The organism is Streptomyces sp. NPDC048436 (assembly GCF_043200355.1).
GTDB lineage: Bacteria > Actinomycetota > Actinomycetes > Streptomycetales > Streptomycetaceae > Streptomyces.
Window position 1 is genome coordinate 444,551 of record NZ_JBICXP010000006.1, and the last position, 14,958, is coordinate 459,508.

A 14,958-nucleotide genomic window follows, 5' to 3' on the forward strand; every position below is an offset into this window, starting at 1 on the left:
GTCAAATCCTGTCAGCCGGAAGCCTTGCTCTGCCAGTGCGGGACATCCGCCAGTACAGAACACCTGCCGGTGCGGGACATCGGCCGGTGTTCATGACATCCGCCGTTGCTCAGGACGCCGGTTGCGTGCTTTCGCGGACCATCAGCTCGTACCCCGCGGTGAGCCGCGCGTGCGGTGCCATCGCGCCGGCCTCGATTCTGCGCAGCAGCGCGTCCACGGCCAGCTCCGCGATGCCCCGCTTGTCCGGGGCGATGGTGGTCAGGGTCGGCACGCTGTAGCGGGACTCCTCCACGTCGTCGAAGCCGACCACGGCCACGTCGTGCGGGACTTTCAAGCCATGCTCGTGCGCGACCCGCAGCGCCCCTGACGCCAGCAGGTCGTTGAAGCAGAACACCGCGTCCGGCGGGTCGCCGAGCCTCAGCAGCGCGTGCATCGCGGCGGCCCCCTCGGCGCGAGTGAACGCCCTGGTGTCCGGGGCGAGTTGGGGGTCGTGCGGAACGCCCGCGGCGTGCAGCGCGGTCAGATAGCCGTGCATGCGCTGGACCGTCGTCGCGTGGGCGGGACCCGATGGCTGGCCGATGACGGCGACGCGGCGGCGGCCGAGGGACAGGAGGTGGCCGGTGGCCTCGCGGGCCGCCGCCGAGTTGTCGATCAGGACATGGTCGGCGGGGATCTCGTACGACTGCTCGCCCAAGAGCACGAGCGGTACGCGGCGCTCGCGGGCGCCGAGCACCTGCTCGTCGAGCCGGAGCGGGCTGAGCAGGACGCCGTCGATGAGCGGGTCGCTGAGCCCGCAGGCGATCCGCAGTTCCTCGTCCGGGTTCCCGCCGGTGTCCTCGATGAGCACGGTGCAGCCGCGCTTCTTCGCGGCAGAGATGACCTCCGCGGCAAGTTCGGCGAAGTACGGTGCCACGAGTTCGGGGACGGCGAGCGCGATGATGCCGCTGCGTCCGGTCCTCAAGTGCCGCGCGGACGCGTTGGGTTGGTAGTCGAGATCCGCTATGGCTCGAAGGACCCGCTCGCGTGTGCGGTCGGCGACCCGGGTCTCGCCGCGGACGACGTTCGACACCGTCTTGATCGATACCCCGGCGCGCTCGGCGACGTCCTTCAGGCGTGTGCCTGCCACGTGGTTCTCCCTCCCCGGACAGCAGCAGCGTACGTCATGGTCCAACGTTGTAGAGGGCCGGAGGGCGATTCGGTTCCGAGCGGACGTGAACAGCTGAGTGAACAGGTAATACGTGCCCAGGTGTTGACGCCGTATTGCTGGCTGGATACAACGTTGTAACCACATCGAGCAGCCATGAAACGCGGCTGTCGTCGGTGCGGTTTACAACGTTGTACTTCGTAGCTGTCTTGTCCGCCGTGGAAGGACGCATGCCCATGCGGGATCGCATACCGCCCCCGTCGCCGCCTGCCCCGTCGCCGCCCGTCCCGACCCGCCGCCGTGTGCTGCGCGGAGGGCTCGCTCTCGGTGCGGCCGGCGCCGCCGCGCTCACCGTCGGCGGCTGCGGCAGCACACTGGCGCAGGGATTCACCGGCGGTGCCCCCTCGCCGTCGCGGCTGAACTTCTGGAACCCGTTCACCGGCGGCGACGGCGAGCGGATGCTGGCGATGCAGGACGTCTACCGGGCAGCGCACCGGTCGACCGAACTGAAGTCCGCGACGTTCCTGTGGGGCAACCCGTACTACACGAAACTCACCCTCGCCACGCTCGGCGACCGGCCGCCCCAGGTCGCGGTCGTCCATCTGTCGAAGCTGCCCACGCTCGCCGAGGCCGGCCTGCTCACCGAGCTGCACCCCGACGACCTGGCCCGACACGGGCTGACCGAGGACAAGTTCGACGCGCGGCCGTGGCGAAAGTCCCAGTTCAACGGGAAGCCGCACGCCGTGCCGCTGGACACGCACCCCTTCGTGCTCTATTTCCGCACGGACATCGCCGAGAAGGCCGGACTGCTCGACAAGCAGGGCCAGTTGGTGGATGTCGACGGGCCCGACGCGTTCATCGACGCGCTGCGGGCGGCGAAGGAGGTCACCGGCGCCTGGGGCGGTTCGATCGCCTCGGTCAAGGACGCCTCCATGCAGTTCCGCATCTTCTGGTCGCTCTACCGGCAGGTCGGCGGCGGGGACCTCGTCGCCGACCAGGGCAAGCGGGTGGTCATCGACACCGCCGCCGCGGCCGAAGCACTCGCCTACATCCGCCGCCTCAGCCAGGAGAAGGTGATCCCCGCCAACACCGACGGCAAGGGCGCCATCACCCTGCTGACCACCGGCAAGGCCGGCTTCCTGATGGACGGCGTCTGGCAGGCCCTCGCGGTCCAGTCGGCGAAGGTGAAGTTCGACATGCGGCCCCTGCCGCGCATCTTCAAGGACGCGCCCTACGCCTGCGCCGCCGACTCGCACGCCCTGGTGTTGCCGAAGGCGCCCTCCGCGAAGGCCCAGCGCCTCGATCTCTCCCTGGGGTTCGCTGCGTCGATGCTGCACTCCAGCGAGTTGTGGGCCCAGGGAGGCCATGTGCCGGCCTGGCTGCCGACCCAGCGTTCACGCGCGTACAAGGAACTGGAACCGCAGTCGCACTACGCCACGGCCGCCGATGGCGCGGTCTACGACCCGGCCGCCTGGTACGGCGGCGCGGGAGGCACCATGCAGACCGTGGTGGGCGACGTCGTGACCACGGTGTTCACCGGTGACGCCAGTCCCACGGCGGGCGCCGCGCGGCTGCGCCGCGAGCTGCAGACCCTGGCCTCGCGCCCCGCTCCCGTATGACCCGGCCCCCGCTCGACCCCTTTTGTTCCACCCGCCCTTGGATCCCGTACGCCTTGACCGAAAGGCCGAACCGTGGCCACGACGACCGCTCCGACCCCGACGTCCAGCAGAGGCGACCGCTGGGCGGGACCGGGGATGCTGCTGCCCTTCGCCCTCTTCTATCTGGTGTTCCTCGTGGGGCCGCTGATCTACACCGTGATCGCCGGATTCTTCGACACGAGCCTGCTCAAGAGCGGCCTCGGTGACTTCACGGGCCTTTCGAACTACACGGCGGCGCTCAGCGACCCGGAGTTCTGGCGGACCCTGCGCAACACCCTGTGGTTCACGGCCTTGACGACCGTGCCCCTGGTGCTGCTCAGCCTGGCCCTCGCCCTGCTCGCCGACCGCTTCGTGCGTGGCCGCTGGTTCTTCCGGTTCGCGTTCTTCGCGCCCTTCGTACTGCCGTCGGCGGTCGTCTCGCTGCTCTTCATGTTCATCTACGCCGACCAACTGGGCCTGGCCCAGGAGGTGGTGAAGTGGTTCGGCGTCGACATCCCGCCATCCTGGCTCGGCGACCCGGACTGGGCGATGATCTCCATAGCGGCGGCCACCGTGTGGTGGACGATCGGCTTCAACTTCGTGCTCTACCTCGCCGGTCTCCAGGACGTGCCGCGCGAGGTCCACGAGGCGGCGGCCATCGACGGTGCCGGACCCTGGCAGCGCATCCGTCACGTGGTCGTGCCGATGCTGGGCCGTACGACGACGCTGGTCACGGTGTTGCAGGTCATCGCCTCGCTGAAGGTCTTCGACCAGATCTACATGATGACGAGCGGCGGCCCCGACGGCAGCACCCGCCCCTCGCTCCAGCTCATCTACGACACCGGGTTCGTCGAGGGCCGCGTGGGCTACGCCTCGACCGTGTCACTGCTGCTGTTCCTGGTGATCCTGTTCGTCTCCCTCGTCTGGTTCGCCCTCGTACGCCGCGCCGAGAAGGAGAACTGACCATGACCGCGATCGCCACGCGCCCCGAGACGGCACACCGCGGCAGCACGGCCCCGCCGACCCGCCCCCGCGACTCGGAGCGCCTCTTCAACCGGGTGGCGCTCGGCACGCTCATCGCCCTCGCGCTGCTGTGGCTCGTGCCGCTGGCCTGGGCGCTCGCCACCTCGGTGCGGCCCGCGCAGGAGGTCGTCACCAACCCGACCGGATGGTTCACCGCGCACCCGACCCTCGCGGCGTACGGGGAGATCTTCGACGCGGGCAAGCTGCCCTACTGGTACGCCAACAGCTTCATCACCTCGATCCTCACCACGGTCCTTACGGTGATCATGGCGTCCTTGGCGGCCTTCGCCCTGTCGCAGACCCGCTTCCGGATGCGCCGTGCCGCGTTCGTGCTGCTGCTCGCCGGGATCATGATCCCGGGCCAGGTCCTGATGATCCCGCAGTTCCTCGCGCTCCAGTCGGCGGGGCTCCTGAACACCTACTGGGGAGTCGTGCTGCCCCAAGTGCCCAACGTCGTGGCCGTGTTCGTCTTCAAGCAGTTCTTCGACGGGATCCCGCGCGAGCTGATCGACGCGGCCCGCGCGGACGGCGCGGGCTGGCTGCGCATCTACTGGCAGATCGTCATGCCGATCTCCCGCCCGGCCGTCTCCGCCGTCACGATCTTCGTGTTCGTCGGCGTCTGGAACAACTTCCTGTGGCCCCTGCTCGTGGTGACCGACCCCGAGATGATGACGCTGCCCGTCGGACTCACTTCCGTCCAGGACGTGTTCGGCGTCCCCTACGCCCAGCTCATGGCGTCCGCCGTGCTCGGCGCGATCCCGCTGCTGGCCGTCTTCGCGCTGTTCCAGCGCCGCATCGTCGAGGGCATCGCAGGCACCGGCCTCAAGTAGCCCCACTCCACTGAAACAGCACCGCTGAACAGCACCGCTGAAAGAGCCCCACAGAGAGAGGCACCAGAACATGCCGCACACCGCACGGTTCGTCATCGACCCGGAGTTCAGCGTCGGCGACGTCGACCCGCGCCTGTACGGAACCTTCGTCGAGCACATGGGGCGCTGCGTCTACACCGGCATCCACGACCCCGGGCACCCCACCGCCGACGCCGCCGGATTCCGCGGCGACGTCGCGGACCTGGTGCGTGAACTCGGCACCGGCCTCGTGCGCTACCCCGGCGGAAACTTCGTCTCCGGCTACCACTGGGAGGACGGTGTCGGGCCGGTCGCCGAGCGCCCGCGGCGGCTCGACCTGGCGTGGCGCTCCATCGAGACCAACCACGTCGGAACGAACGAATTCCTCGGCTGGGCACGCCAGTTGGGCCTCGACCCGATGATGGCCGTGAACCTCGGGACCCGCGGCATCGACGCCGCCCGCGCCCTGGTCGAGTACTGCAACCACCCGGGCGGCACCGCCTGGTCGGACCTCCGCATCAAGCACGGAGTGCCCGATCCGCACAACGTGAAGCTGTGGTGCCTGGGCAACGAGATGGACGGGCCGTGGCAGACGGGCCACAAGTCCGCCACCGAGTACGGCCGGCTCGCGGCCGAGGCCGGAAAGGCGATGCGCCAGGTCGACCCGTCCATCGAGCTGGTCGCCTGCGGCAGCTCCAACTCGCGCATGCCCACCTTCGGCACCTGGGAGCGCGAGGTCCTTGAGCAGACGTACGACGAGGTCGACTACCTCTCCCTGCACGCCTATTACGAGGAGTTCGACGGCGACCGCGCCAGCTTCCTCGCGTCGGGCGCGCACATGGACCAGTACATCCGCGACGTGGTGTCGACCGCCGATCACGTACGGGCGGTGCGCGGTGCCAAGAAGCACATCAAGCTGTCCTTCGACGAGTGGAACGTCTGGTACGCCGCCCGCTTCCCCGGCGAGCGCAACCTGAAGACCGCCGAGACCCCCCGCCTCATCGAGGACACCTACAGCGTGACGGACGCCGCCGTGGTCGGCTCGCTGCTCATCACCCTGCTGCGCAACGCCGACCGCGTGGCCATCGCCTGCCTCGCCCAGCTGGTCAACGTCATCGCCCCCATCCGCACCGAGCCCGGCGGCGCGAGCTGGCGTCAGACCATCTTCCACCCGTTCGCGCAGGCCGCGCGGTTCGCGACCGGCCGTGTGCTGCGCACCGAGGCCACCGGACCTCGCGTCGACACCTCCCAGTACGGCGATGTAGCCGCCCTCGACTCGGTGGTGACGTACGACGAGGAGACCGGCGAACTCACCGTCCTCGCCGTCAACCGCGACCAGGGGAAGCCGCTGGTGCTGGAGGCCGCGCTGCGCGGGGAAGCCGCCGGATACCGCGTCGTGGAGCACCTGGTGCTTGCCGACCAGGACCCGGACGCGGTCAACACCGAGGCCGAGCCGGACCGGGTGGTGCCGCGCCGTGCGTCCGGGACGCACATCACCGCCGAGGGCGCGCTGACGGCCGAACTGCCGCCGATCTCCTGGAACGTCATCCGGCTCGCGCCCCAACAGCACTGACGAGCAACCCAGTTCGCCGTACTCACCCATTTCCCGCAGAGCCAGGAGAGGCCCATGTCAGCGCACCACCCCGCACGACCACGTCTCCTCCGCCCCACCGTTCTCTTTCCCCTGCTGCTCGCTCTCGTGGCGGCGCTGTTCGTCACGCAGTCCGGTACGCCCGCCGACGCCGCGACCGGCACCTTGCTGCGCGACGGCACCGGCCTGTACCCACGCGCCGTCAGACTCGCCCACAGTGGCGAGGCGAACGGCCGCGTCCTGGCCTCCGTGGTCACGTTCTCCGGGAACGACGGGCTCGGCGCCATTCACGAGAGCACGGACGGGGGCGCCTCGTTCCGCCAAGTCGGCACGGTGCGCGACCCCGACGCCGCGGGCGGCCAAGGACTGTGCTGCTCGACGCTGTACGAACTCCCGCGGCGCATCGGCAAACTGCCCGCGGGGACACTGCTGTGGGCGGCGTCGATCGGGCAGGACGAGCCGAACCGGCGCATGGCCCTGCGGGTCTTCAAGAGCACTGACGTGGGCCGCAACTGGAGCTACCTGTCCACCATCGCCACGGCGTCCAACGACAAGGGTCTGTGGGAGCCGGAGTTCTCCGTCGACGCCTCCGGGCAACTCGTGGCGCACTACTCCGACGAGACCGATGCCGCGCACAGCCAGAAGCTGGTGGCCGCCCGTACCGCGAACGGGGTGACGTGGACCGGCCACCACGACACCGTCGCCAGCACGCTCGCCTCGGACCGGCCCGGCATGGCGGTGGTGCGCAGGATGGGCGACGGGACCTACTTCATGTCGTTCGAGATCTGCGCGGCCGCGGGCCAGTTCCAGTGCGTCGTGCACTACCGGACCTCGTCCGACGGCTGGAACTGGGGAGCGCCCACGTCCCTGGGCATCCGCCCGGAGACCGCGGACGGCAAGTACTTCAAGCATGCGCCGAACCTGGCGTGGGCGCCCGAGGCGGGCAACCCGAAGGGCAGGCTCTTCCTGGTCGGCCAGGTCATGTACAACCGTGACGGCAGCAGGGCGGCCGGGAGCGGGCGCACCGTCTGGGTCAACAGTGCGGGTGGCGCTGGCAGTTGGCGGGAGATCGCCGCGCCGGTCGCCGTCGAGTCGACGACCGTCGACTACTGCCCCAACTACAGCTCAAGCCTGCTGCCATCGGCCGATGGCAACAGGCTCCTGGAGATCGCCACGGACTGGTCCGGCTCGGTGTGCAAGCCGTACTTCGCCACCGGGTCGGTGCCCGCCGCCTGAGGCCTGACTCCGCTTGGCACATGGCGTGGAGGGAGGGAACACCCGCGACGGGTGTTCCCTCCCTCCACGCGCCCTCAGACCGGGCGCGGGCCACCGCAGGGCGTCAGTGGCGCGGGCCCTGCTTCCGGTCGCGCCAGCCCTCGCCCTTCGTACCGCGCTCGCCCTTGGCGTCGTCGAACTCGATCTGCTCCTTGCGCACGGTGTCCGAGACCTCCTGCGTCTCGGTGACCTTCTCGGTCTCCAGACGGACCCGCTCGACCGGCACCGACTCCTTGCGGGTCACCGCCTTCTCGGCGTGCAGGGTCACCTCGGTCTCCGCCTCGCCGATGTTGGCGCGCGTGGTGTCGCCCTCGCGGATGGGCTCGCGTACGACGCGAACCTCCTCGTGGGAGATGGGAACGGAGGTCTTCACATCCTCGGTGACGACCACCTTGCGAAGCCGGGCGCGCCCGACCTCCTGCTCTTCCTTCCCCACCCGCAGCCGCTCCTCGGAGCGCACCATCTCGTCCTTGCTGTCGCCACGTGCCCCGGCGCGGGTCGCGTACTCACGGTTGCCCGCGCCACCCATACCGGCGCCGGCCATGCCGGCCGCTCCCGCCATACCGGAGCGGTCACGACCGCCGGCCGCCGGGCCACGGGTGGTCGCGTCGGGCCGGGCGAGTCCGTAGTGGGCGTAGAGCTCGTGCTCCTCGCCCGGTTCGAGGTGCTGGTCCGCGTCGACGCGCGGGGCGTCCTTGACGGTCTCCTTGGTGGCCGCGACGTGCAGCTCGTCCTGCTGGCGGCGGGCTCCGGCAAGCGGGACGAAGCTCTGCTTCATGCCGAAGAGACCGGTCTTCACGGTCACCCACTCGGGGCGGCCGGTGCGGTCGTCGAGATATACCTGCTCGACGCTGCCGATCTTCTCGCCGGTCTGGTCGTAAGCCGTCAGGCCCGCGAGCCCGTCGGCGCTGGTGAAGGCCTCGCCCTGCGTCATGGGTGATCACTCCCTTGGAGCGCGCGACGGGCAGAATCGAATCTCGCCATGGACGACGCACGCCTCCCCTCCATGGCGCTGCGTGCGGGTGCGCCGTGCAACTAGAAGCGTCACTGAACGTGCACGGATTGTTCGCCGGGAGGCGTTCGGCGGGGTGACTGCGGCGATCGGAACTTTCTGACCCCCACAGGCTCGACTAGTCCAATCGGGTGATGGGGAATGGGGAGGGCATCAGGGAAGGGCTGCCTGGACGAGCACCTGTTCCGTCTCGGAAGGGAAGAAACCCGTGATCCCCTGCATGAGGCGCAGGGCCGTGGTCACGCGCCGGGGGAGCGGCTGCGGCAGGCCCGCCGGGGTGAGGGCCGCCGCGCACGGCTGACTTCGGGCCCTGTCCAGTTCGTACTGGGCGCTCTGGATCTCTCCGTTGCGGATGTGGACGAGCGCGCGCCGGACACTGACCGACGCGTGCTCCGAGACGCTCAGGAGCGCGGTGATGCCGGAGGCGGTGGGATCGGCGGCGGCCGGCCGAGGCACGGCCGTCGGTGCGGGCGCCGCTGTCGTGGTCGCCGCCGTCGTGGTCGCAGCCGTCGCGGAGACGGCCCACTCCCCGGCGGCCAGTCGAAGGTGGGTGCTTGCCTGGTCAAGGATCTTGACGATCGCGCACAACCGTCCCGTGTCGAACGAGGCCATTCGATCGCTCCTCTTCGATGCCGCGCGGGCCGCGCGGGCGAACAAGCGCACGAGTAGTTACGCCTTCAGGCTTATCACCGGCGCACGCGCGCCCGAAGCCCTCCGAGGGGAGCGCACGCGGCGCGCAGGGAAGGGCGGACGCGGGGAGATCGGTCCTGGTTTCCGCCCGGGGGCGCACGAGTCAGGCGCGGACGCGGGCCATCTCCACCGTGAACTGCGCTCCGGCTAGCAGCGCCAGGTTGGACACCCAGAGCCACACCAGGAAGACCACCACGCCGGCCAGTGAGCCGTAGAGCTTGCCGTACGTGCCGAACCCGGACGCGTACACGGTGAAGAGGCCCGAGGACAGCAGCCACAGCAGCGCGGCCAGCAACCCGCCCGGCAGACTGTGGCGCCAACCACGCGCCGAGGGAGGCGCGTTACGGAACAGCACAAGGACGAGCAGAACCACCAGACAGACCAGGGCAGGCCATTTCAGGACACTCCACGCGGCCTGCCCGGCGTTGCCGACCCCCACGCGCCGCCCGACGGTCTTGGCGAGCGAGCCACTCAGTACGAGCAGGAGCGCGCTGGAGGCAAGCAGTGCGAGCAGTGCGACGGCGGTCGTGAGCACACGGTGCGCCTTGCGCAGGACCGGCCGCGTGTCCTTCACGCCGTGCATGGCGTGCAGCGCCCGCCGGAAGACGGCGGCGTAGCTGGTGGCGGACCACAAGGCGCTGACGCCACCGCCGATCACCACCGTCACGGCGGCGGAACGTTCACCGGCCATCTCGCTCAGCGCCTCGTTCAAGGCGCTGCCCGACTGCGCGGGCGCCCAGTCGGTGACCTCGGCAATCAGGGCCTGCGTCGTGGAGGGGCTGACCAGGCTGATGAGGCTGACCGTGACCAGGAGGGCGGGCAGCAGAGCGAGGATCGCGTAGTACGTCAACGCCGCGGCCCAGTCCGACACGTCGTCGTTCCACATCGACACCGGGGTGCGGCGCAGCGCGGTACCCCGCAGGGCCCACCGGGCGGGGACGGCGCCAGGCCCTGCATGCCCGGCAGCGGCGGGAACGGCTCCTGCCCCGTCGTCGATACGGGCAAAGGCTGCGCGCGCCGCACGCCCGGGCGTCCCGGAACTGTCCATGGGCTACTCCTCGTTGTCTCTCGCCGACGGCCTGTGGCCTACCGCACCGCCATCCCGGCTCACCCCTTTGGACACGCGTCACCCGGGTCCGTCACGCGGAGGCGGCCGGGAGCCAATGTTCCCCTGCCCGCGAGGACCGATGTCAGTCGGCCCAGTCGGCCCTCTCCACCGCCGCCGCGGCACTTGCCCGCCCTCGCCGCATCGCACTAGCGTGCCGATGTGGATCTCTTCTCACGTTCTTGGGCGGCTCTGCGCAAGGCGGTCGCCGCACTCCAGGACGAGGACTTCGCACGCCCGTCAGGCTGTAAGGGCTGGCTCGTGCGGGACCTGGTATGCCACCTCATCATCGACGCCCAGGACGTCCTGATCACCCTCGTGACCCCCGCCGACACCGAGCCGACCCGTGATGCGGTGACCTACTGGGCCGTGACGCGGACGCCGCCGACCGGCGAGGACCCGCTCGACGCGCTGACCGTGCGGCTGGCCGCCGCGTACGAGGATCCCGGCCTGCTCACATTCCACCTGGACGACGTCGGCTCGGCCGCGGGCCGCGCCGCCGAACTGGCCGACCCTGCCCTGCGGGTCAGCACCCAGGACGAGGTCCTCACCGCGGGGGACTACCTCGACGCGTACGTCCTGGAGTGGACCCTGCACCACCTCGACCTGACCGCCCACCTCCCGACCGCGCCGCAGCCGCCGGCGGAGGGGCTCGCCCGGACCCGGGAGATGCTGGAGAAGATCGCAGGGTCCGCGTTCCCCGCGTCGTTCTCCGACAAGGACGCGCTGCTGGTGGGCACAGGACGACGCGCCCCGACGGAGGCGGAGCAGGCCCAACTGGGCGAGCTGGCGGCGAGGCTTCCGTTCGTCCTCGGGTGAGGAACCAGGCCCTGGTCGCTTCTCCTTCCTGTCGGCGTTGCCGTTCGGTGACATCGCGGACAGAGCTGTGACGTGAGGCAGGGCAACGGGCACAGGGGGTCGCGGGTCGTACAGGGCGTGGGAGTCAGGTAGCGGGACCGGCACTGTCACGTTCGACGATGACCGGCCCGCTGCCCCCGGACGGAGTGTGCCGCCCGGGGAGACCAACTGACCTTTCAAAAACGGGGAGTTGACCAGGATGAACGTTCGTATCAACCGTGGCCTGTGTTCTGTGGCGGCAGCGGCTGCCGTGTCCGGTGTGCTCGCCGGTGCGGTTCCGGCGTCCGCCGCCGGCACGCCCCGCTTCCTTGCGCCTGCCGAACTGCCGCCGCACTCGTCGTCGGCCTGGACCGCAGGGCCGGTGACCTCCGGGCAGCCCGACCCGCTGCCGATGTGCGTGGGGGAGGCCCTGCCGTCGATCTCCGTGCACCGCGTGTACCGCACGGACTATGACACCGGGGCTCTCCAGGTGACCGTGGTCGAGCGCAGCGAGCAGCGTGCCAAGGACTTCGCGGCCCTGCTGCGCAAGGACCTCGACGGCTGCGCGAACAAGGTGATGCGGGAGAACCCCGATGTCACCGCGGAGCAGAAGTACTACGGCAAGTTGAACGTCGAGGAAGGGGCCCATGTCTACGGCGTCCACACCGAGTCCACGGGTGGATCCTCCGACATCAACATGTTCTCGGTCGGCCGGGACGGCACCACGGTGACGCTCGTCCAGTGGGGACAGATGGGCGACTTCGCCAACGCGCAGGTGGCCGACTTCAAGGCCACGACCGTCAAGGCCGTCAACAAGCTGTACTGACGGCGCTCGTCGCTTGCCGGGCACGGCTCGGACGCCCGGCCTTGCGGCAACTAGCGTGGCGCCTCCCACCAGGCGAGGTGGGAGGCCGCCTCGGCCACCGGTTCGATGAGTTCCCACGCCTCGGCGATCAGCTCGATGTGCCGTTGCGTGACCGCAACCGGCTTCTGCTCGCGGCGGGCTTCGCACCCCGGTACACCGAGCGCCCGCTCGGCGCCGACGCGCTGACGCCGGCCCGGCGCTGGTCTTCGACCGCCGCTGGAACATCGTGATGACCAACCGTGCCGTCGACCCGTTCTTCGCGCATGTGGCCCCCGACCTGCTGCGCCCGCCGGTCAACCTGGTGCGGCTCGGTCTTGATCCGCGCGGCCTGGCTTCACTGGTCGTCAACCTGACCGACGTACGCGCGATGTTCCGCGCCCGCGTCACGCGCCAGCTGGCCACGGCTCCCGATCCTGAACTCGCTTCGGCGGACGGGAACTGCGGCTGTTCTCGACCATCACCACGTTCGGTACGCCGGCCCGGCGGGGGGCCGGAGGGGGCGGCACCCCCTCTATGACGCCATGAATGCAATGCGTGCCTCGAAGACCGACAGGCGGCGGCCCCGCCGCGACGGGGGGACACGGCGGGGCCAAGTATCGGGTGCCCAGGAAAACGTATGTCACGCCTCCGACTTTCGACACGATCAACAGGAGTCGGTTCTGATGTCGCGCCGGAGCCGGGGATCGGCGGTATAGATCGACGGTACAGACGCATACGGCCCCGTAGCCCGTCCGCCAACCCCGCATGATCCGCCATCCCCGCGCATGAAGGGACATCGGTCTTGAGCATCGTCGTCACCACACCCACCGGGCACGTCGGTACGCGTGTGGTCAGGCTCCTGCTGCAGGCAGGTGCCCGCCCGCGCGTCATCGTCCGTGACCCGGCCCGCCTCGAGGCCGCGACCCGTGACGCGGTCGACATACGGCAGGGCGACCTGGCGGACGCCGACTTCGTTCGCGAGGCGACGGAGGGGGCGCGTACGGTCTTCTGGGTCGATCCCACACCGCACTCGGACGCCGAACCGGTGGAGGCCTCGCGCGAGATCGGCGCCGGATACGCCCGGGCGATGCGGGCGAACGGCATCGCACGAGCCGTCCTGTTGAGCAGCGTCGGCGCCGAGAAACGCAACGGGGTGGGGCACATCGACGGCCTGGCCAGGATCGAGGAACAACTGGACGCAACCGGCGCCGACGTCCTCCACCTTCGCTGCGGCTACTTCTTCACGAACCTCATGCTCAGCCTCGATGACCTGGCCCGAGGCGTGCTGACCAGCAACGCCGCCCCGCGTGCCGCCATGCCGTGGGTCGACCCCCGTGACATCGGGGACGTCGCGGCGGCCCGGCTCCTGAGCGACAGCTGGCAGGGCCGCGTGGTCCAGGCCGTCCACGGCCCCGAGGACCTCACCCACCGCCGGGTCACCGAGATCCTTTCCGGCGTTCTGGGATACCCGGTCAGGCCGGAGACCGTCGACGACGACGATGTCCGCGACGCGCTCCGCTCGGCGGGGCTGCCGCCCGGTGCGGTGGAGGGAATCGTCGGCATGACCGCCGGGTCGCGTGACCTCGTTCCCGAGCAGTCACGCGACCTGACGACGACGACCCCTACCACGCTTGGGAGTTGGGCCTACGAGCATCTGCGCCCGAAGCTGCTCGCGGCGGTGGACGAACCGACCGTGTGAAGGAGATCGTCACTCTCCTCCGCCCACCTCATTGAAGTGCACGATTTCCTCGATCGTCTTCTGGAGTTCCACCTCATCCGGGTCGGAGACGATCGCGTGGCCGACCTTGCCGTACGGCCCGAGCGGCGTATCGGGCGACGAAAAATATTCGATGTCGTCAAACCGGAAGCGGCGCTCGAACTCCTCCTGTGTGAGGTTCCCGTCGGCGGATCTGCGGAGAAGTATGTATCCGTGGAGGCGATCCGGTACGCCGCTGCCGAGGGGCTGCGTCAGCTCTTCCCCGAGGGCGATGCTGATTTCGGCGTCAAAGAGATCTACACCGAAGGTCAGCTTGTTGATCTGCGGGGACAGCGCACCGGGGAGACGGATGGCGCACTCACCGAAGGTCAGCCCCTCTTCCTCCACGAACGCCTCCATATGGAATACGCAATCGGGTGCGCCGAGGCTTCCGAGTACTTGGCCGGCGAGTATCTCCATGTGATCGAACAGTGCCGGATTCCGTCTTCTGTCCAATAAGTGCGCGGCCAGGACGCCGCCTTGTGCGGCGCTGAGCGGTGACAGGTGATACCGCGTCATGGATGACCATCGAAGAGCGCCGTTCTGCCAGATGCCGTCCAGGTAAACCTCCGGGGCGTCTATGAAGGACTCGGCCACGACTTCGACATCCGACCGCCCCGAGAACAATTCCGACGCTTGCGCGTACTCTTCCGCGGAACGGACGATGTTCGTACGAAGAGACCCGGCTCCGGTGGCGGGCTTGACGACGAAGACCTTCCCCAGATCGTCGGCGAGATCCGTGAAGGAAGTGTCGTGTGACACGTAACGGCAGCGCGCACGCCGCACTTGAGGCGGCAGCCGGCTCTTCTGGAGAAACTTGTCCCGGAAGTAGAGCGCCGTCTTCGAGTCCGCGTTCCCGGGAAGGCCGAGCTGCTGTCGGAGATAGGCCGCCCCGAACACGCCCATCTCATGGACGGTGAGAACGCCTGCCACCTCATCGATGCCCGCCCCGAGCGCCGCACGCAGGATTTCCTGGGCATTCTCCATGTCGGCGACGCGGGTGAACCTCCGGCCCGAAGGCGGGATCGACGGCGCCTGCACGACGTAGTACGGACTTATGTCCCGGCGCTGCAACGCCTGGTCGAGATCTGGCCTGTATCCGATGACAACCATGGTCGGCATTCGTGTCTCCATGAGTGATGGCCTGGTGGCGCGGTTCGACCGGGCGGCACCGTCTTGCAGTCGCTCGGAACCCC

General features: G+C 69.4%; 14 protein-coding genes. 9 read left to right on the forward strand and 5 right to left on the reverse strand.

The window, feature by feature from the left end; genetic code table 11:
* Window positions 1-109: 109 nt before the first annotated feature.
* The gene (locus tag ACGFX9_RS23425; RefSeq protein WP_393475142.1) at window positions 110-1,126 is read right to left on the reverse strand and encodes a LacI family DNA-binding transcriptional regulator; all 1,017 of its coding nucleotides are present in this window, start codon (window positions 1,124-1,126) and stop codon (window positions 110-112) included.
* A 254-nt stretch (window positions 1,127-1,380) separates the two neighbouring features.
* Between ACGFX9_RS23425 and ACGFX9_RS23430 the strand changes: the two genes are divergently transcribed.
* The 5 genes from ACGFX9_RS23430 (at window position 1,381) to ACGFX9_RS23450 (ending at window position 7,479) form a co-directional block, all read left to right on the forward strand.
* Window positions 1,381-2,763 (forward strand): extracellular solute-binding protein, encoded by a 1,383-nt coding sequence (locus ACGFX9_RS23430; RefSeq protein ID WP_393475145.1) that lies wholly within the window; start codon window positions 1,381-1,383, stop codon window positions 2,761-2,763.
* 72 nt (window positions 2,764-2,835) lie between these two features.
* The gene (locus ACGFX9_RS23435) at window positions 2,836-3,744 is read left to right on the forward strand and encodes a carbohydrate ABC transporter permease (protein ID WP_393475147.1); all 909 of its coding nucleotides are present in this window, start codon (window positions 2,836-2,838) and stop codon (window positions 3,742-3,744) included.
* 2 nt (window positions 3,745-3,746) lie between these two features.
* Complete coding sequence (locus ACGFX9_RS23440) at window positions 3,747-4,634, forward strand: carbohydrate ABC transporter permease (RefSeq protein WP_393475150.1); 888 nt, start codon at window positions 3,747-3,749, stop codon at window positions 4,632-4,634.
* A gap of 70 nt (window positions 4,635-4,704) precedes the next feature.
* Complete coding sequence (locus tag ACGFX9_RS23445) at window positions 4,705-6,225, forward strand: alpha-N-arabinofuranosidase (RefSeq protein ID WP_393475153.1); 1,521 nt, start codon at window positions 4,705-4,707, stop codon at window positions 6,223-6,225.
* A 54-nt stretch (window positions 6,226-6,279) separates the two neighbouring features.
* On the forward strand, window positions 6,280-7,479 hold the full coding sequence (locus ACGFX9_RS23450; RefSeq protein ID WP_393475155.1) for a sialidase family protein: 1,200 nt from the start codon (window positions 6,280-6,282) through the stop codon (window positions 7,477-7,479).
* Window positions 7,480-7,582: 103 nt separating this feature from the next.
* Here the strand turns inward: ACGFX9_RS23450 and ACGFX9_RS23455 are convergent, their stop codons facing one another.
* The 3 genes from ACGFX9_RS23455 to ACGFX9_RS23465 all read right to left on the reverse strand — a co-directional run bounded on the left by ACGFX9_RS23455 (window position 7,583) and on the right by ACGFX9_RS23465 (window position 10,268).
* Window positions 7,583-8,452: a DUF2382 domain-containing protein gene (locus tag ACGFX9_RS23455; RefSeq protein ID WP_393475158.1), complete on the reverse strand. Its 870-nt coding sequence runs from the start codon at window positions 8,450-8,452 to the stop codon at window positions 7,583-7,585.
* Window positions 8,453-8,683: 231 nt separating this feature from the next.
* Window positions 8,684-9,142: a hypothetical protein gene (locus ACGFX9_RS23460; protein ID WP_393475161.1), complete on the reverse strand. Its 459-nt coding sequence runs from the start codon at window positions 9,140-9,142 to the stop codon at window positions 8,684-8,686.
* Between the two features lie 181 nt (window positions 9,143-9,323).
* Window positions 9,324-10,268: a YihY/virulence factor BrkB family protein gene (locus tag ACGFX9_RS23465; RefSeq protein WP_393475164.1), complete on the reverse strand. Its 945-nt coding sequence runs from the start codon at window positions 10,266-10,268 to the stop codon at window positions 9,324-9,326.
* Between the two features lie 219 nt (window positions 10,269-10,487).
* Here ACGFX9_RS23465 and ACGFX9_RS23470 point away from each other — a divergent pair, with 219 nt between their 5' ends.
* The 4 genes from ACGFX9_RS23470 (at window position 10,488) to ACGFX9_RS23485 (ending at window position 13,705) form a co-directional block, all read left to right on the forward strand.
* Complete coding sequence (locus ACGFX9_RS23470) at window positions 10,488-11,144, forward strand: maleylpyruvate isomerase N-terminal domain-containing protein (RefSeq protein ID WP_393475167.1); 657 nt, start codon at window positions 10,488-10,490, stop codon at window positions 11,142-11,144.
* A gap of 238 nt (window positions 11,145-11,382) precedes the next feature.
* A complete protein-coding gene (locus ACGFX9_RS23475; RefSeq protein ID WP_393475170.1) occupies window positions 11,383-11,988 on the forward strand; it encodes a hypothetical protein in 606 nt (201 codons plus the stop codon).
* Between the two features lie 268 nt (window positions 11,989-12,256).
* Window positions 12,257-12,544 (forward strand): hypothetical protein, encoded by a 288-nt coding sequence (locus ACGFX9_RS23480; protein WP_393475173.1) that lies wholly within the window; start codon window positions 12,257-12,259, stop codon window positions 12,542-12,544.
* Window positions 12,545-12,808: 264 nt separating this feature from the next.
* Window positions 12,809-13,705, forward strand: a complete 897-nt coding sequence (locus ACGFX9_RS23485) for an NAD(P)H-binding protein (RefSeq protein WP_393475176.1) — start codon at window positions 12,809-12,811, stop codon at window positions 13,703-13,705.
* Between the two features lie 9 nt (window positions 13,706-13,714).
* On the opposite strand, the gene ACGFX9_RS23490 is transcribed toward ACGFX9_RS23485, so the two are convergent.
* Complete coding sequence (locus ACGFX9_RS23490) at window positions 13,715-14,884, reverse strand: acetyl-CoA carboxylase biotin carboxylase subunit family protein (RefSeq protein ID WP_393475179.1); 1,170 nt, start codon at window positions 14,882-14,884, stop codon at window positions 13,715-13,717.
* Window positions 14,885-14,958 lie beyond the last annotated feature (74 nt).